Origin of the sequence: Paracoccus chinensis (assembly GCF_900102885.1) — a bacterium.
GTDB lineage: Bacteria > Pseudomonadota > Alphaproteobacteria > Rhodobacterales > Rhodobacteraceae > Paracoccus > Paracoccus chinensis.
Window position 1 is genome coordinate 201,545 of sequence record NZ_FNGE01000004.1, and the last position, 16,948, is coordinate 218,492.

General features: G+C 70.8%; 16 protein-coding genes. 14 read left to right on the forward strand and 2 right to left on the reverse strand.

The window, feature by feature from the left end; translation table 11 throughout:
• Positions 1–75: 75 nt before the first annotated feature.
• Genes BLQ03_RS06355 through BLQ03_RS06405 form a run of 11 tightly spaced genes read left to right on the forward strand, consistent with a single transcriptional unit; the run spans position 76 to position 12,781 of the window.
• Positions 76–2,070, forward strand: a complete 1,995-nt coding sequence (locus BLQ03_RS06355; RefSeq protein WP_139166644.1) for a polysaccharide biosynthesis protein — start codon at positions 76–78, stop codon at positions 2,068–2,070.
• Entirely contained in the window at positions 2,067–3,287 is a 1,221-nt protein-coding gene (locus tag BLQ03_RS06360; protein WP_090753991.1) for a glycosyltransferase family 4 protein, read from the forward strand. Before BLQ03_RS06355 ends, BLQ03_RS06360 begins: the two co-directional genes overlap by 4 nt.
• A complete protein-coding gene (locus BLQ03_RS06365; RefSeq protein ID WP_090753993.1) occupies positions 3,284–3,694 on the forward strand; it encodes a GtrA family protein in 411 nt (136 codons plus the stop codon). The genes BLQ03_RS06360 and BLQ03_RS06365 overlap by 4 nt, the downstream gene beginning before the upstream one ends.
• Positions 3,691–5,319, forward strand: a complete 1,629-nt coding sequence (locus BLQ03_RS06370; RefSeq protein ID WP_090753995.1) for a hypothetical protein — start codon at positions 3,691–3,693, stop codon at positions 5,317–5,319. The genes BLQ03_RS06365 and BLQ03_RS06370 overlap by 4 nt, the downstream gene beginning before the upstream one ends.
• Positions 5,316–6,125 (forward strand): glucose-1-phosphate cytidylyltransferase, encoded by an 810-nt coding sequence (rfbF, locus tag BLQ03_RS06375; RefSeq protein WP_090753997.1) that lies wholly within the window; start codon positions 5,316–5,318, stop codon positions 6,123–6,125. Before BLQ03_RS06370 ends, rfbF begins: the two co-directional genes overlap by 4 nt.
• On the forward strand, positions 6,122–7,300 hold the full coding sequence (gene rfbG, locus BLQ03_RS06380) for a CDP-glucose 4,6-dehydratase (protein ID WP_090753999.1): 1,179 nt from the start codon (positions 6,122–6,124) through the stop codon (positions 7,298–7,300). Before rfbF ends, rfbG begins: the two co-directional genes overlap by 4 nt.
• A 1-nt stretch (position 7,301) precedes the next feature.
• Complete coding sequence (locus BLQ03_RS06385; protein WP_090754001.1) at positions 7,302–8,504, forward strand: DegT/DnrJ/EryC1/StrS family aminotransferase; 1,203 nt, start codon at positions 7,302–7,304, stop codon at positions 8,502–8,504.
• Positions 8,501–9,760 carry a class I SAM-dependent methyltransferase gene (locus BLQ03_RS06390; RefSeq protein ID WP_217629665.1) on the forward strand — a complete coding sequence of 420 codons (1,260 nt, stop codon included), beginning with the start codon at positions 8,501–8,503 and terminating at the stop codon, positions 9,758–9,760. The genes BLQ03_RS06385 and BLQ03_RS06390 overlap by 4 nt, the downstream gene beginning before the upstream one ends.
• A 5-nt stretch (positions 9,761–9,765) precedes the next feature.
• Entirely contained in the window at positions 9,766–10,725 is a 960-nt protein-coding gene (locus tag BLQ03_RS06395) for an NAD-dependent epimerase/dehydratase family protein (protein WP_090754005.1), read from the forward strand.
• Entirely contained in the window at positions 10,722–11,690 is a 969-nt protein-coding gene (locus tag BLQ03_RS06400) for a glycosyltransferase family 2 protein (protein ID WP_090754007.1), read from the forward strand. The genes BLQ03_RS06395 and BLQ03_RS06400 overlap by 4 nt, the downstream gene beginning before the upstream one ends.
• Positions 11,687–12,781 carry a glycosyltransferase family 4 protein gene (locus tag BLQ03_RS06405; RefSeq protein ID WP_090754009.1) on the forward strand — a complete coding sequence of 365 codons (1,095 nt, stop codon included), beginning with the start codon at positions 11,687–11,689 and terminating at the stop codon, positions 12,779–12,781. Before BLQ03_RS06400 ends, BLQ03_RS06405 begins: the two co-directional genes overlap by 4 nt.
• Here BLQ03_RS06405 and BLQ03_RS06410 read toward each other — a convergent pair.
• Positions 12,745–13,419, reverse strand: coding sequence for an HAD family hydrolase (locus BLQ03_RS06410; protein ID WP_217629666.1), 675 nt, complete (start codon positions 13,417–13,419; stop codon positions 12,745–12,747). The genes BLQ03_RS06405 and BLQ03_RS06410 overlap by 37 nt on opposite strands.
• The gene (locus BLQ03_RS06415; RefSeq protein ID WP_090754013.1) at positions 13,412–14,371 is read right to left on the reverse strand and encodes an ATP-grasp domain-containing protein; all 960 of its coding nucleotides are present in this window, start codon (positions 14,369–14,371) and stop codon (positions 13,412–13,414) included. The genes BLQ03_RS06410 and BLQ03_RS06415 overlap by 8 nt, the downstream gene beginning before the upstream one ends.
• 173 nt (positions 14,372–14,544) lie before the next feature.
• Between BLQ03_RS06415 and BLQ03_RS06420 the strand changes: the two genes are divergently transcribed.
• The 3 genes from BLQ03_RS06420 to pcaD all read left to right on the forward strand — a co-directional run bounded on the left by BLQ03_RS06420 (position 14,545) and on the right by pcaD (position 16,725).
• On the forward strand, positions 14,545–15,363 hold the full coding sequence (locus BLQ03_RS06420; RefSeq protein ID WP_090754015.1) for an aldo/keto reductase: 819 nt from the start codon (positions 14,545–14,547) through the stop codon (positions 15,361–15,363).
• 36 nt (positions 15,364–15,399) lie between these two features.
• Entirely contained in the window at positions 15,400–15,843 is a 444-nt protein-coding gene (gene aroQ, locus BLQ03_RS06425) for a type II 3-dehydroquinate dehydratase (RefSeq protein WP_090754017.1), read from the forward strand.
• Between the two features lie 99 nt (positions 15,844–15,942).
• Positions 15,943–16,725: a 3-oxoadipate enol-lactonase gene (gene pcaD / locus BLQ03_RS06430; RefSeq protein ID WP_090754019.1), complete on the forward strand. Its 783-nt coding sequence runs from the start codon at positions 15,943–15,945 to the stop codon at positions 16,723–16,725.
• Positions 16,726–16,948 lie beyond the last annotated feature (223 nt).

The window sequence follows — 16,948 nt, forward strand, 5'->3', positions numbered from 1 at the left end:
GCGGCTGCCGGCGCAAGACTGCCAGCAGGGGTCGCTTCCGAACGGCCCTGCTTCACTCAGGCGGGACTGCACATCATGCACGCAGATGTCGGTAATACGGGCGAGGGTTTGAACGGGGCCATCCGCGCCCAGGCTGCCAGCCTCAAGGCGCAATTGCAGGCCAACAACAAGCTCGTCCTTGCCGATGCGGGGGGCATCGTGGTGGCCTGCGGGACGGCCCTCCTGTTGTCGGCGGGCCCCCATTTCGGCATGGCCGAGCTGGCCGCCCTGCCGCGGCTGGCGGCGCTGGTGCTGCTGGTGGGCATGCCCGTCTTCACCTGCTTCGGCTTCTACCGGCGCCATGCGCGCTCGTCCTCGCTGCCGGACCTGCCGATCCTCGTGCCGGGAACCGCCACCGCGCTGCTCATCGCCCTCTGGATCGAGAACACCGTCAATCTCGTCCCCGAGGCGCCGCTGACGACCTGGCCGATCCTGTTCCTGGCCCTGATGCCGCTGCTGGGCGGCGCGCGCCTGGTCGCCCGTCACCGCGAGATCCTGCGCCTCGACAGCCGCGACACGGCCGACGCCCCGCGGGAACCGGTGCTTCTGGTGGGCACGGACGCCTCGGCCGACCTGTTCCTGCGGGCGATCCGCCAAGGACCCGCGCGCTATGACGTGATCGGGATCATCGACAGCTCGAGCACCAGCGCCAGCCTTCTGTTCCACAGCGTGCCAATCTTGGGGGCCGTGCGCGATCCCGGCCCCGTGCTGGCGCGGCTGGCCGCCGCCAACCGCCTGCCCCGGCAGATCTTCCTGACCGGACCGGTCACGCATTTCGACCGCGACGGCATGGCCGTGCTGATGAAATGGGCGGAAGGCCGGGGCATCCGCGTGCGCTCGCTGCCCGACCTGACCGACCCCGAGGGGGGCTGTATCCCGCCCGGCGGCGGCAGCGCCCTGCGCGACATCGACCCCGAGGACGTGCTGACCCGCCCGCAGGCGCGTGTGGAACGCCAGCTTCTGGCCCTGACCTACCAGGGCCGGCGGGTGCTGGTGACGGGCGCGGGCGGCTCCATCGGCAGCGAGATGGTGCGCCAGATCGCCTCGCTGCGCCCGGCCGAGATCGTGCTGATCGAGAACTCCGAGTTCAACGCCTACCAGATCGACCGTTCGCTGGCCCGCCACTTCCCCGATGTCCCGCGCCACCTGCATATCTGCTGCGTGCGCGACCGGGAAAAGCTGCTGGCGCTGTTCCGGCGCCACCGGCCGGAACTGGTCTTCAACGCCGCCGCCCTGAAGCACGTCCCCCTGGTGGAACAGAACCCGGCCGAGGGCGTGCTGACCAATGTCATCGGCGCGCGCAACGTGTCGGATGCCGCCCGCGACGTGGGGGCGCTGGCGATGGTGCAGGTGTCCACCGACAAGGCGGTCAACACCACCAATGTCATGGGCGCGACCAAGCGCGTGGCCGAGTTCTACGCCCAGGCGCAGGATCTCATCACCCGCGAGATCGGCTGGGAAACGCGCTTCTTCGCCGTGCGCTTCGGCAACGTTCTGGGCTCGTCGGGCTCTCTGGTGCCGCTGTTCCAGGAACAGATCGCCCGCGGCGGCCCCCTGACCGTCACCGACCCGCGGATGGAGCGGTATTTCATGACCATCCGCGAGGCGGTGGAGCTCACGCTGGTCGCGGCCGCCCAGGGGCTGCGCAGCCCGAACGAGAACGGGCGGATCTTCGTCCTGGACATGGGCAAGCCGGTCCGCATCGTCGACCTGGCCGAGCGCATGATCCGCATGGCCGGCAAGGAGCCGGGCCGCGACATCCGCATCGAGTTCGTCGGCATCCGCCCCGGCGAGAAGCTGTTCGAGGAGCTGTTCGACCGCAACGAGGTCGTCCGCCCCGCGGGCTTCGCAGGTGTCAACTGCGCGGTGCCGAAGCCGGTCCCGATCTCGCGCCTGCGGGGGGCGATGGTGCAATTGGAGCGCGCCGCCCGGGCGGGCGACGAGGACGCGGTGCGCCGGCTTCTGGCCGATCTCGTGCCCGGCTACTGCACGGGCGGCACCGAGCCCGATCAGCAGCCGAGGGTCGCATGAACCGCATGGTTCCTCCGTTCGGCGGTCATCCGGGGGCAGGCGTGCCGCCGCGCCGGGTGATGCTCATCGGCTCGCTGGGCTGGTCGCTGGTCAACTTCCGGCTGGACCTCATGCGGCGGATGCTGGCGAACGGCCACCATGTCACCGCTGTCGCGCCCGACCTGGACGGAGAGGTCCGGGGCAGGCTGGAAGCCCTGGGCATCCGCACCGCCACGGTGCCGATGCAGCGCACCGGGATCAATCCGCTGGCCGACATGGCGACGATGGAAGCCCTGCGCCGGCTGATGCGGCGCGAGCGGCCGGATGTGGTGATCCCCTACACCATGAAGCCCATCGTCTATGGCGCCATGGCCGCGCGGCTGGCCGGGGTGCCCGCCTGTCATCCCCTGTTCACGGGTCTGGGCTATGCCTTTTCCGACCCGCACCCGCGTGGCAAGCGGCGCATGGTGCGCGACATCTCGGTCGCGCTGCACCGGCTGGCGACAGGCGGGGTGAAGCTTGCCTTCTGCTACAACGACGCCGACCGCGACGACATCCGCCGCCACCGGATGATCCCGAAGGCCGCGCGGCTGGTCGAGATCCCCGGCTCGGGCGTCGATACGGCGCGCTTCGCGCCCGCGCCCCTGCCGCCGGGACCGCCGGTCTTCCTGTTCGTGGGGCGGATGCTGCGCAGCAAGGGGGTCGAGGACGCCCTGGCCGCCGCCCGCCTCCTGCGCGCGGAGGGACTGCCCGTGCGGCTGGAACTGTTGGGTCCGACCGACAGCAACCCCGACGCCATCGCGCCCGAACTGCTGGCACGCTGGCAGGCCTCGGGCGAGGCGGTGGTGCTGGGCGAGACGCGCGACGTGATCCCGCACCTGCACCGCGCCCATGTCGTCGTCCTGCCCACCCGTCTGCGCGAGGGCGTTCCGCGCACCATCCTGGAGGCCATGGCCTGCGGCCGCCCCGTCATCACCACCGACGCGCCCGGCTGCCGCGAGACGGTGGCGGACGGACAGTCGGGCCTCGTGGTGCCGACCGGCGACGTGCCCGCGCTGGCCCGCGCCATGCGGGCCTTCGCCGAGGACCTCTCGCTGGCCCGGCGCATGGGGGCCGAGGCGCGGCGGCAGGTCTGCGCGCGCCATGACGTCGATCTGATCAACCGGATGATCCTGACCGCCACGGGCCTCGAGGCCGAGGGCGCCAGCCCGGCGCTGGAACGGGAAGCCGCGGCATGATCTCGGCGGCCCTGCCCCTTCGCCCGGATGCGCGCGCGGCCTTCCTGCGCTTTCTCGCCGTGGGCGTGCTGAACACCGCGTTCGGCTACGGCGTCTATGCGGCGGGCGTGCTGGCCGGGTTGCCTGCGCAGGCCGCGCTGGCGCTGCAGTTCCTGCTGGGCGCCTTGTGGAACTATCGCCTGCACGCGCGGCTGGTCTTCGCCGTCCGGGGCTGGGGCCGCCTGCCCGCCTATGTGGGCGCCTATCTGCTGATCTGGGTGCTGAACGCGCTGGCCCTGCGGACGCTGCTGGCGGCGGGCACGGGCGCGCTGGCGGCGCAGGCGCTGATCCTGCCTGCGACGGTGCTTCTGTCCTGGGGGCTGATCGGCCGCGTCATGGGCTTTCACACCGCCGGAGGCAGGCCATGAGCGTCACCGACCTGCCCGCCCCCCGCAGCCTGTCCCGCCAGGCGGCTCTTGCCGCCCTGGCCATCGGGGGCCTGCTGTTGCTGGGGGCCGCGCTTTACGGGCGCATCATGGGCTTCGACCTGCGCCGCGACGAATGGATGTTCGTCCCGCCCGCCGCCACCCTGAGCGACTGGCCGCTGTATTCGGGACAGTTCTACAACCACGTGCCCTATTCGGCCTGGGCCTTCCGCGCCGTCCACCTGGCGCTGCCGGGGCTGGACCTGCTGACCTCGGCGCGGCTGACGGTCTTTGTGGCCTGGATCCTGCTGATGGGCGGGGGTTTCTGGGCAGGCTGGCGGATCGCGGGCTCGGTGCGCGCAGGCCTGTTTGCGGCGGCGATCCCCCTGGGCAGCGAGACGCTGCTGTCGCAGGCCGGCATGGCCGCGACCAACAACCTGCTGCCGCTGCCCTTCATTCTGCTGGGGCTGGCGCTTTTCACCATGGCGCATCTCAGCGGGCGCTCGCCCTTCGGCCTCTACTTCGCGGCCGGGCTGTCGCTGTCCGTTGCGGCCGGGATGAAGGCCAGCGCCATCGCCTTCGTGCCCGCGGTCGTGGCGGCCTGTTTCCTGCTGCCGCGCGGGGTTCCGCTGGCCCGGCGCGCGCGGCTGACGGCACTGCCCGTGGCACTGGGGGGCCTTGTCGGCGCGCTGCCGCTGATCTGGCTGGCGCTGACCGAGCCCACCTTCTTCGACCACATCCTGCGCTATCACTCCGGCCCCCATGTCGCCTACTGGCAGGCCAATGCGGCCTCCGAGCCGGGGCTGGCCATGGGGTTGCCCGGAAAGGTTCAGCTGGCCCAAGGGGTCTGGCTGGCAGGGGGCGCGATCCTGGGGCTGTTCGTCGCGGCGATGGCCTGGACGATGTGGTCGCAGTCTTCGGGGCGCGACGATGATGCCGCGCGGGCCGCGCAGGCGGCGGGCGTGGTCGCTGCCGCGATGGGGACGGCGGCGGCGCTGGCCTTTGTCCCGACGCCCGCCTTCCCCCAGTACTTCATCCAGCCACTGGCCGGACTGCCGGTGCTGGCGGCGCTGGCGATCCGCGCCCTGCCGCCCGCGCCGCGCACCGTCCTGCTGCGTGCCCTGCCCGCCGCCGCAGTCCTGATGGGGGCGGTCGCGCTGCCGCGCCTTGCCACGGGGCTGGCCGACCTGCGCCACCCCGACCTCCTGACGCCCGCGCGCCTGAGCCACGGGGCCGAGGCGCTGGCCCGGCTTGCCGCCCCCGACGGGCTTGCCGCCGGTCCGGTCGCCACGCTGTCGCCCCTTTATCCGCTGCAGGCCGGACTGCCGATCTATCCCGAGTTCGCCACCGGCCCCTTCGCCTGGCGCGTGGCGGGCCACATCGACCCCGCGCTGCGCGCCTCCTACGTCATGGCCGGGCCCGAGGACCTTGCCCGGCTGTTCGGGACCCGGCCGCCGGTGGCCATCCTCACGGGCTTCGATCCCGCGCTGGAAGCCCCGCTGGAAGACTATGCCCGCGCCCATGGCTACCGGCCCCGGGCCATCCCCGAAATTCAAGACCGATACGGGACCGGAACGCTCTGGCTTCCCGCCGGCTCAACCCAGGACAACCCAGGAGGCACTCCATGAAGACGATCCTGCTCGCGGGCGGCCTCGGCTCTCGACTGGCCGAGGAAACCGTGGCCATCCCCAAGCCCATGGTCGAGGTCGGCGGCCGCCCCATCATCGCCCGCGTGATGGATATCTACTGCCACTTCGGCCACACCGACTTCATCGTGGCCGCCGGCTACAAGGCGATGATGCTCAAGCAGTTCTTCGCCAACTACCACCTGATCGCCAATGACATCAGCGTCTCGGTGGACACCGGCGAAGTGCGGCTGTCGCCCATCAGCAAGGGCGGCTGGACCGTTTCGGTCGTGGACACGGGCGCCCATACCATGACCAGCGGCCGGATCGCGCGGCTGCGCGACTGGATCGGGGACGAGACCTTCATGGTCACCTACTCGGACGGCCTGGGCAACGTGGACATCGGCGCCCTGCTGGAGTTCCACCGCAGCCACGGCAAGCTGGCCACCGTGACCGCCGTCCAGCCCCCCGCCCGCTTCGGCAACATCGAGCTGGTCGGCGACCGCGTTCAGGCCTTCACCGAGAAGGTCCGCCGCTATGACACCTGGATCAACGGCGGTTTCTTCGTCTTCGAGCCCGCCGTCTTCGACTATCTCGTGGACGAGATGGAGCCCCTGGAGCAGACGCCCCTGGCTCAGCTCACGCAGGACGGCGAGCTGATGGCCTATCGCCACTTCGGCTTCTGGCACCCGATGGACACGGTGCGCGACCGCAACACGCTGAACGAGCTTTGCATGGAGGACACGCCGCCCTGGCTGTGCTTCGATGAAAAGACCCGGCGGCGCGAGCATCTGGCGCTGGCGATATGAACGGCGCGCGCCACGACACCGGCTTCGGCCCCGAGGGTCCCTTCGGCGAGTCCTTTCTGGGTCGCCGGGTGCTGCTGACCGGACAGACCGGCTTCAAGGGCGGGTGGCTCGCGATGTGGCTGGACCAGCTGGGGGCCGAGACGCGCGCGGTCGCGCTGCCCCCCGACACCCAGCCCGCGCTGTACCACCTGGCGCGGATCGACACGCTCTGCGACAGCCGCTTTGCCGACATCAACGCGCCCCTGGACCTTGCGCGTGCGGTGGCGGGCTTCAGGCCCGACCTCATCATCCACATGGCGGCCCAGGCGATCGTGCGCGACGGCTACGACCGCCCGGCCGAGACCTTCGCCACCAATGTCGTGGGCACCGCCAACGTGCTGGAGATCGCGCGCGCCCACCGCGACAGCCTGAGCGGCGTGATCGTCGTCACCTCGGACAAATGCTACGACAACCGCGAATGGGACTGGGGCTACCGCGAAACCGACCGGCTGGGCGGGCGCGATCCCTATTCGGCGTCCAAGGCCTGCACGGAACTGGTGGCCGAGGCCTACCGGCAGTCCTTCTTCGCCGACCCCGCCGGGCCGCAGCTCGCGACCGTGCGCGCGGGCAATGTCATCGGGGGCGGCGACTGGTCGCCCTTCCGGCTGATCCCCGACATCGTGCGGGCGACCCTCGAAGGGCGGGAAACGGTGATCCGCAACCCCGCGAGCCTGCGCCCCTGGCAGCATGTGCTGGAACCGCTGGCGGGCTACCTGACCATCGGCGCGGCCATGCTGGAAGGGCGCGGGACCGAGGTCGCGGGTGCCTGGAACTTCGGCCCCGACAGCGAGGCGGCGGTCCCGGTCGGCACCCTTTGCGCGATGCTGGCCGAGGCCTGGGGCGAGGACGGCCCCCGCTTCCGCGCCGACCCGCCGCCGAACGCGCCCCACGAGGCCGGCATCCTGCGGCTCGACAGCACCAAGGCGCGTCAGCGTCTGGGCTGGCAGCCGCGCCTGTCCCTGCGCGAGGCGCTGGGGCTGACCGCGGCCTGGTACCGCGCCCAGGCCGCGGGCGCCGACATGCTGCGCCTGTCACTGGGCCAGATCGCCGATTACGCGGCCCGCCTGCGGCCCATGCCCGCAGCCCTGGCCCGCCCTGCATTGCCGACCAGCCAACTTGCCATTCAGAGGGGATGAGATGCGCGTCAACTACGGCCAGACCGTTCACGGAGAAGAGGAAATCGCCGCCGTCACGGCGGTGCTGCGCAGTTCGACCCAGATGGGCAAGCACGTGCGCGAGATGCAGGAGCGGGTGGCGGCGCTGTTCTCCAAGCGGCACGGGATCATGGTGAACTCGGGCTCGTCGGCGAATTTCCTGGCCGTCGCGCTGCTGGACCTGCCCGAAGGGTCCGAGGTCATCACCCCCGCGCTGACCTTCGCCACGACCGTGGCCCCCCTCCTCCAGCACGGGCTGGTGCCGGCCTTCGTGGATGCGGCTGAGGGAACCTACAACATCGACGCGGACCGGATCGAGGCGATGATCGGCCCCAACACCCGCGCGATCATGGTGCCGTCGCTGATCGGCAACCTGTCCGACTGGCCGCGCATCCGCCAGATCGCCGACGCCCACGGGCTGAAGGTGATCGAGGACAGCGCCGACACCCTGGGCGCGACCATCGGCGGAACCAGCACCGGGACATGGTCGGACATCTCGACCACCAGCTTCTACGGCAGCCATGTCATCAACTGCGCGGGCAACGGGGGAATGCTCTGCGTCAACGACGACGCGCTGGCACGGCGGGCGCTGCTGCTGCGGTCCTGGGGACGGACCTCGTCGCTGTTCGTCGAAAGCGAGACGATCGAGAACCGCTTCAACGTGGACCTGGACGGCATCCCCTATGACGCCAAGTTCCTGTTCGAGGAACTGGGCTACAACATGGAGCCGTCCGAGATGGGCGCGGCCTTCGGGCTGGTCCAGCTGGGCCGCCTGCAGGCCAACATCGCCGCGCGAGAGGCGAACTTCACCCGTCATCTCGATTTCTTCTCGGCCTACCGGAACTGGTTCATCCTGCCCCGGCAGCTGCCCGAATCCGTCACCGGCTGGCTGGCCTTCCCGCTGACCGTCCGGCCCGAGGCGCCCTTCACCCGGCGCGACCTGCAGATCTGGATGGAGCGCCGCGACATCCAGACCCGGCCCGTCTTCACCGGCAACATCCTGCGCCAGCCCGCCATGCGCAACCAGCCCCGGCGCGAGGCCCCCGGCGGCTATCCGGTCGCCGACGCGGTGATGCGCGGCGGCATCCTGATGGCCTGCCACCACGGGCTGACGGACGACCAGATCAACTACATGCACGCCTCGTTCCAGGACTTCGCCGATCACGCCAGCAGAAAGGCCGGATGATGAAGGACCACGCCCCCCGCCCCGACCAGCTCGACCGCTGCCGTGCCTGCGATTCGGACAACCTTCTGCTGTTCCTGCCGATGGGCGACCATCCGCCGGCCAACATGTTCGTCCGCCCCGAGGACCGCGACGCGCCGCAGCCGGCCTTTCCGCTGAACACCCAGGCCTGCCTTGACTGCGGGATGATCCAGGTGGCCGACCAGATCCCGGACGGCTTCTTCACGCACTACCTTTATGTCCCCTCGGGCGCGCGGACCATGCACGGCCATTTCGAGGGGCTGGCCCGCGTCCTGACCGACCTGGCCCAGGGCGGGCTGATCGTGGACGTGGGCTGCAACGACGGGCTGATGCTGTCCTTCGCCAACCGCATGGGCGGGCGGACGCTGGGGATCGACCCGGCCGCGAACCTGGTCGCCAACGCCGCCGCGAACGGGGTCGAGGTTCATGTCGCCTATTTCGGCCCCGGAACCGCCGCCGAGGTCCGCGCCCGGCGCGGCCCGGCGCAGGTGATCTCGACCACCAACACGCTCAACCACATCGGCGACCTGCATGGCTTCATGGAGGGCGTGCGCACGCTGCTGTCCGACGATGGCTGGTTCGTGGTCGAGGTCCCCTGGGGCCGCGACATCCTGCTGACCAACCAGTTCGACAATGTCTATCACGAGCACATGTCGGAAATGAGCCTGATGTCGCTGGTCCGGCTGGCCGAGGCGACGGGCATGGCGGTGGTGGACGTGACGCGCCTGACGGTCCACGGCGGCTCCATGCGCGTCTTCATGCGCAAGGCCCAGGCCGCGCAGGCGCCCAGCGCCGAGGTCACGGCCATGCTCGAGGCCGAGCGCGAGGCGGGCATGCAGGGCGCCGAGGCCTTCGCCGACTTCGCCCAGCGGGTCGAGGACATCCGCGACCGGCTGGTCTGGATGCTGGCCGACCTCAAGGCCTCGGGCGCCCGGATCGCAGGCTACGGGGCGGCGGCCAAGGGCAACACGCTGCTGAACTACTTCGGCATCGGCCCCGAGACGCTGGACTACCTGGTGGACCGCAACCCGCTGAAGCAGGGCACGCTGTCGCCGGGCGTCCTGATCCCGATCCACGGGCCCGAGAAGATCGAGGAGCAGCGCCCCGACTACCTGCTGGTGCTGGCCTGGAACTTCTTTGACGAGATCCGGGACCAGTTGCGCGACTACGAGGCGGCGGGGGGCAAGTTCATCGTGCCGCTGCCTTATCCCCGGATCGTCGGCGGCGGCGAAGGGTAAGGCGCATGGCGCGGGTGCTGATCACGGGAGGAACGGGCTTCATCGGCTCGCATCTGGCGCGCGACTGCCTGTCGCGCGGGGACGAGGTCACGGTGCTGGCCCGCCCCGGCAGCGATCCCTGGCGGCTGGCGGATCTCGCGGGGCGGATCACCCTGGCCCGCGCCCATCCCCTGGACGCACCGGCGGTCGCCGCCGCGGTGGCCCGCGCCCGGCCGCAGCAGGTCTTCCACCTGGCGGCCCGGACGCGCAGCCCCGCGCAGGACGACCTGTCGGATCTCGACGATGCGGTCGCCGCGAATGTCGCGCCGCTCAGGGTCCTTCTGGACGCCCTGCGGCGACTGGCCCATCCGCCCGCACTGGTCCGCACCGGGTCGCTGGCGGAGATGGGCGAAACGAACCGGGTGCTCGACCCGCACGAGGCCGAGCGCCCCGGGGACGGCTACGGGCTGTCGGCCCTGATGGGCACCCAGGTGCTGCGGCTGGCCCGCGCGCGCCTGGGCCTGCCCGCCGTCACCGCGCGGCTGTGCCTGACCTACGGCGGCGACCAGTCCCCGGACTTCCTGGTGCCGGGCCTGATCCACTGCGCCCTGTCCGGCCTTCCGCTTCAGGTGCAACGGCCGCAGGCCCAGCGCGACCTGATCCATGTCCGCGACTGCGTGGCGGCCCTGCGTCTTGCAGCCGACCACGCCGCCGCCCTGCCGCCCGTCGTCACCGTGGCCACCGGGCGCCCCCTGCTGGCGGGCCATCTGGCCGACGGCATCGCGGCGCTGACCCTGCGCCCCGACGGCCCCCTGCCTGCAACACCACCGGTTCCTGCCCTGGCCGCGCATGTCGTGTCCTGCCGCCCCTCGCCCGAGATGGCGGCCCTGGGCTGGCACCCGCGCGTTGGACTGGCCGAGGGCCTGCGCGAAACGATCAACTGGGAGCGGGCGCGCATCATGCCCCCGCAGGAGTGCCTTGCATGACCCTGATCTCGATCCTGATCCCCTGCCTCAACGAGGAAGAGAACATCCGGAAATGCCACGCGCGCGTGGCGGCGGTGCTGGACGGCCTGAAGGATGTCGAGGCCGAGATCATCTTCACCGACAACCATTCCACCGACCTGACCTTCGCCATCCTGCGCGAGATCGCCGAAGAGGACCCCCGCGTCCGGGTGTTCCGCTTCTCGCGCAACGTGGGCTACCAGAACTCGGTCATGTTCGCCTACAAGGCGGCGCGCGGCGATTGCGCGATCCAGCTGGACAGCGACCTGCAGGACCCGCCCGAGCTGATCCCCCGGATGCTGGACCTGTGGCGGCAGGGGAACCAGGTCGTCTACGGCATCCGCCGCAGCCTGCCCGACGGCCCGGTGGTGGCCGCGCTCAGGCGGGCCTTCTACTGGTTCATCGATCGCGTCAGCCCCGACGATCTGCCCCGCAACGCGGGCGAGTTCCGGCTGACCGACCGCGTGATCCTGGACCAGATTCGCCGGTCCGAGGACCGCTCGCCCTACATGCGGGGCATGATCAGCGCCATGGGCTTCCGCCAGGCAGGCTTCGACTACGACCGCGCGGCGCGGGTGGCGGGACAGTCCAAGTTCCCCTTCCGCGCCATGCTGGGACTGGCGGTGGACGGGCTGGTCAACCACTCGCTGCTGCCGCTGCGACTTGCGTCCACCGTGTCGCTGCTGGCGGGGCTTCTAACCTTTCTCGTGCTGCTGGGCTACCTGGTGGGCAAGCTCCTGTTCGGGCAGGAATGGCCGCCCGGCTTTGCCACGCTGGCGATCCTGCTGCTGATGTCGATGACGCTGAACGCGATGTTCCTGGGCATCCTCGGCGAATACATCGGCCGCATCTTCCTGCAGACCAAGAACATCAACGCCCCGATCGTCGAGGCGGCGCTGAACGCCCCCGGCCCCGTCACCCCCCTGCGCATGGAGGCCGCCGAGTGAGGCTGTTGATGATACAAGGCGGCTTCGGCACGGGCGGAGCCGAGAAGATCATGGCCGCGATCGGGGCGCATCGCCACGCGCAAGGGGACGAGGTTCACGTGGCGGGCATGTACATGCCGCCCGCGGGCCCGTTCTTCCCCTATCCGCCCGACGTCCGCCTGCATCTTCTGGCCGACGGCGCGCGGCCCGACAAGCTGCTGCACCTGCGGCGGCTGGCCGCGATCCGGGGGCTGATCCGCCGGGTGAAGCCGGACGTGATCCTGTCCTTCCTGACCAAGGTGAACTGCCTGACGATGCTGGCCGCGCGGGGGACGGGCATCCCGGTCGTCATCTCGGAACGCAACAACCCGCTGATGCAGTCGCCCGGCTTCTGGAACCGCGCCCAGCAGGTCCTCGCCCATGGCGCGGCCGGGATCGTGATGCAGACCAGAGGCCAGCACGACGACCTGCCCCCGGCGCTGCAGGAACGCGCGGTGGTGATCCACAACTTCTGCAATCCGGTCCCCTTCCGCCGCGCCTCGCCCGCCCCCGACTGCCATTTCATCGCCGTGGGGCGTCTGGACCCGCAGAAGGGCTTCGACCTGCTGATCCGGGCCTTTGCCCGGGTGCCTCATCCCGGCGCGCGCCTGACGATCTTCGGCGAGGGACCCGAGCGCGCGCCGCTGGAGAACCTGGTCCGGGCCTCGGGCCTGGAGGGCCGCGTCTCGCTGCCCGGCATCGTCCGTGGGCCGCAGGAATGGTTGGGGGCGGGGCATGTGCTGGTGGTCAGCTCGCGCTTCGAGGGATTTTCCAACGTCGTGGCCGAGGCGACCTGCTCGGGCCTGCCGGTGGTATCCTTCGACTGTCCCTACGGCCCTTCCGAGATGATCGTCGAAGGCCGGAACGGTTTCCTGGTCCCGCCCGGCGACGTGGCGGCGCTGGCGGGCGCGATGACGCGGCTTGCCGCCGATCCCGCCTTGCGCAATCGCCTGGGCCAGGCGGCCCATATCGCCGCCGCCCGGTTCGAGCAGGGCCGGATCATGGCGCAATGGGACGCCGTGCTGGGCGCCGCGCTTCAGCCGCGCAAGGCGGCGATGGCCTGGTCCAGCTGATCGAGGCTCTCGATCACCGCTCCCGCCGCATGGGCGGGGGTGGGCGGGCTTCCCTCGTGCACGCGGCCGGGCCGCAGGATCTGCACCGTGATCCAGCCCATCCGGTTCGGCGCAAGGAAGTCCTTGGCGGCGTTGTCCGCGACATAAACGCAGGTCCGCCCTCCCGAGGCAGCGGCCACGATCTCGTAGGCGCGCGGATGCGGCTTGCCGTAGTCCGCCCCCCACTGCCCCGTCGGCAGGATCAGGTCGCAATGCGCCTGCAGCCCCAGCGCCGCGATCTTGTTGCGCTGCGTCTGCTCGAACCCGTCCGAGATGAGGCCAAGACCCGTATGCCCGGCCAGGTAGCGCAGGGCGTCGGGGCAGAGCGAGATCCGGGGCATATGGCCGCGGTAGACCTCGATCAGTTCGGGCACGAGTTCTGGGGCCAATCCCAGCCCTTGCGCCGCGCGGTCGAAGATGGCGCGCCGCTCGCCCCGGGCGAACAGCTCCCGGCAGGCGTCGGCAAGACGGGGACCCGTGCCCGGCGGGGCGCTGCCCAGCGCTTCCAGCCAGTCGCCTGCCGCGCGGTAGCCGCTGAAGGCGAAGTCGCGTTCCAGGTAAAGCGTGTCGTCCAGGTCGAAGACGATCCGCTCAGCCAAGGAAGACGGCATCATCATAGCGCAGCATCGTGACGCCCTCGCGCCAGCCGTCATGGGCCCGGCAGGGACGGCCGTCGATCTCGTCCAGCAGCCAGTCGGCGAAGCGTGCCCCCGCCTGGTGCGCCAAGGGGTAGCCGCCGCCGAAGCGGGCGTTGACCTCGAAGACGCGGGGTCCGTGGCGGGGATCGTCGATCACCTGGAAGCACAGGACGCCCCGTGCGCCCGGCAGGGCGGCGGCCACCTTCCGGGCGATGGCGGCCAGGTCGGCCCGCCGCTCGGTCCGGCCCTTTTCCACCTCGCCCGCGCGGGTCTGAAGCCGCAGGTGCGGAATGGCGCAGCGCAGCTCGCCCGCCTGGTCCACGAAGATGTTGACCGTGTATTCCGGTCCCGAAAGCCGGGTCTGGAAGATCATCGGCTCGGGGAAACCTTCCGGCAGCTCGCCCACCGAGCGATAGACCGCGAGCCCCCGGCTCGCGCTGCCGCCCGAGGGCTTGGCGAAGACCGGCCAGCCGAGGCCCTGCGGATCGGCGCGCAGCTCGGCTTCCGTCCGCGTCTCGGGAACGGGCACGCCCGCCGCGCCCAGCACCTGCATCGTCAGCTGCTTGTCGCGCACCACGGCGATGGTGGCGGGGTCCGAGACATGAACCCGCGCGCCCAGCGCGGCAAACCGCCCGGCGGCCTCGGCATAGGCGGGAAGCTCGGTGTCGATGGTGGGCACGACCAGACGGATGCCGTTGTCGCGGACAATGGCCTCGACCGCCTCGACGAAGCCCGGCGCATCGCAGCGCGGCACCGCATGGGCGGCGTCGGCCAGCCGGCAGGCCGCCGAAAGCTCCGGGTTCAGGTCGCAGGCATGAAGGCGGCCTGCCCCCGCCTCGCGGAAGGCCGCGAGCAGCGCCGCCCGCCGGCCGGCCGAGGAAATCAGCACCGGCGGCTCGTGATCCTGGTCCATATATTGTCCATTCGACGGGGTTTGGCCAATTTGTAGCAGTGGTCCGGATTTCCGCCAATGGGGCTGTTGCCGAAAGCCGTGCAGCCGATGGCGGATTCATGCGGCCGCCCCGCTTTGACAAGCCGCCGGGCGGCCCCGTAGGTTGCGGGCCAGCGGAAACGGAGGGGTCGGGCATGCTGAAGACGATCCGGGGCGACACTGTCCCGGCGCTGGGGCTGGGGACATACCAGCTGACGGGCGCCTCGGGGCAGGCCGCGATCCGCGACGGGATCGCCATGGGCTATCGCCATCTCGACACCGCCATCCGCTATGGCAACGAGGCCGAGGTCGGCCGCGCGATCCGGGACAGCGGCGTGGCGCGGGACGAACTGTTCGTCACCACCAAGATCTGGCCCAGCGATCTGCGCCCCGACGACGTCCATGCCCGCATGGCCGAAAGCCTGGACCGGCTGGGGCTGGATCAGGTGGACCTGCTGCTGGTCCACTGGCCCGCCCGCGACATCCCCCTGGGCGAGACTCTGGCCGCCTTTGCCGAGGAAAAAGCCGCCGGCCGCACCCGCCTGATCGGGGTCGCGAACTTCACCCTGCCCCTGCTGGACGAGGCGCTGGAGGTCCACAAGGCGGACCTGTTCTGCAACCAGGTGGAATATCACCCCTTCCTGTCGCAGGCCCGGCTGCTTGACCGCATGGCGCGGGCCGATATGCTGCTGGTGGCCTATCTGCCGATCGCGCGGGGCGCGGTGGCGGACGTGACCCTGCTGCAGCAGATCGGGGCGCGCCACGGCAAGACGCCCGCGCAGGTTACGCTGCGCTGGCTGGTCCAGCAGGACCGCGTGGCGGCGATCCCCCGGTCCTCCAGACCCGCGCGGCTGGCCGAGAACCTCGACATCTTCGACTTCGCCCTGTCGGAGGACGAAATGGCGGCCATCCACGGTCTCGCCGAGGGGCGGCGCTACTGCGATTACGACTTCTCGCCCGCCTGGGACGACTGAGCGCGGCTGCGACACCGCCGCGCATGAAAGGACAGCATGGCCCGCCTGATCTACATCCTCAACGGCCCCAACCTGAACCTGCTGGGCAAGCGCCAGCCCGAGATCTACGGGCATGAGACGCTGGCCGACGTGGAACGCGACTGCGCCGCCCTTGCCGGGGAACTGGGGGTGGAAATCCGCTTCCTGCAGTCGAACCACGAGGGCCGGCTGATCGACTGGATCCACGAGGCGCGCGAGGACGCGGTGGGCATCGTCATCAATCCGGCGGCCTTCACCCATACCTCGGTCGCCATCCTCGACGCGCTGAAGACCTTCGACGGGCCGGTGATCGAGGTTCACATCTCGAACGTCCACCAGCGCGAGAGCTTCCGCCACCATTCCTATGTCAGCCTACGGGCCGACGGGGTGATCGCGGGCTGCGGGACCGAGGGCTACCGCCTGGGGCTGCGGCGCGTGGCCTCGCTGACAGCGGCGGGCTGAGGGCCTGCTTTCAAGCGGCGGGTGCCTGTTCTATGGCTGGACGCTGGGCCGGTCCCGGGCTGGCACCGCTGCGCAGCAACATAAGGAGTTGTCCGTCCGATGCAGGTGGCAGAACTTCAGGGCCTCGCGGTCCATTACGCCGACCAGGGGCCGCGCGACGGCCGGGCGGTCGTCTTCGGCAACTCGCTGGGCACCGACCTCAGGGTCTGGGACGCGGTGCTGCCGCTGCTGCCTCAGGGCTTGCGGCTCGTGCGCTATGACAAGCGCGGCCACGGGCTGACGCAGGCGACGCCCGGCCCCTACAGCATCGGGCAGCTGGCCGATGACGCCGCCGCGCTGATGGATCACCTCGGGCTGCGGGACGCGGTCTTCGTGGGCCTCTCGATCGGCGGACTGATCGGGCAAAGCCTGGCCGCACGGCGCCCCGACCTGCTGCGCGGGCTGGTGCTGTCGAACACCGCCGCGAAGATCGGCACGCCCGAGCTGTGGCGCGACCGCATCGCCACCATCCGCGCGGGCGGCATCGAGGCCATCGGCGCCGCCACGATGGAACGCTGGTTCTCGCCCGCCTTCCGCGAAACGACGGAATGCCGCGCCTGGCAGATGATGCTGGAGCGCCAGCCGCTGGACGCCTATGCCGCCGCCTGCGAGGCCATCGCCGCCGCCGACCTGCGCGAGGCCACGGCCACCTTGCGGCTGCCCACGCTGGCCATCGCGGGCGAGCTGGATGGCGCGACGCCCCCCGAGATCGTGCGCGACACCGCCGCCCTGATCCCCGGCGCACGCTTCGAGGTCCTTCCCGGCGCGGGCCACCTGCCCGGCGTCGAGGTCGCGCCCGCCTATGCCGCCCTCCTGACCCGCTTTCTCGAGGAGCTGGGCTGAGGAAGGCCGGGCTTTCGCCACAGGCCTGCCGGGCAACGCCTGCTGCCCGGCCCCCGGGCGAGGAAGGGGGGCGTACGGGCCTTCGGGGCGGAGCGCTCAGGATGCCAGGATATCGGGACGCTGGCCCTGCCGCCTCGGCGGCGGGTTCCGGTCATGAAATGTCCACTTAACCTTCTTGGCTTACGAAAGACATAACGGTCTCGATGGGTCGGCGTCCCATGTT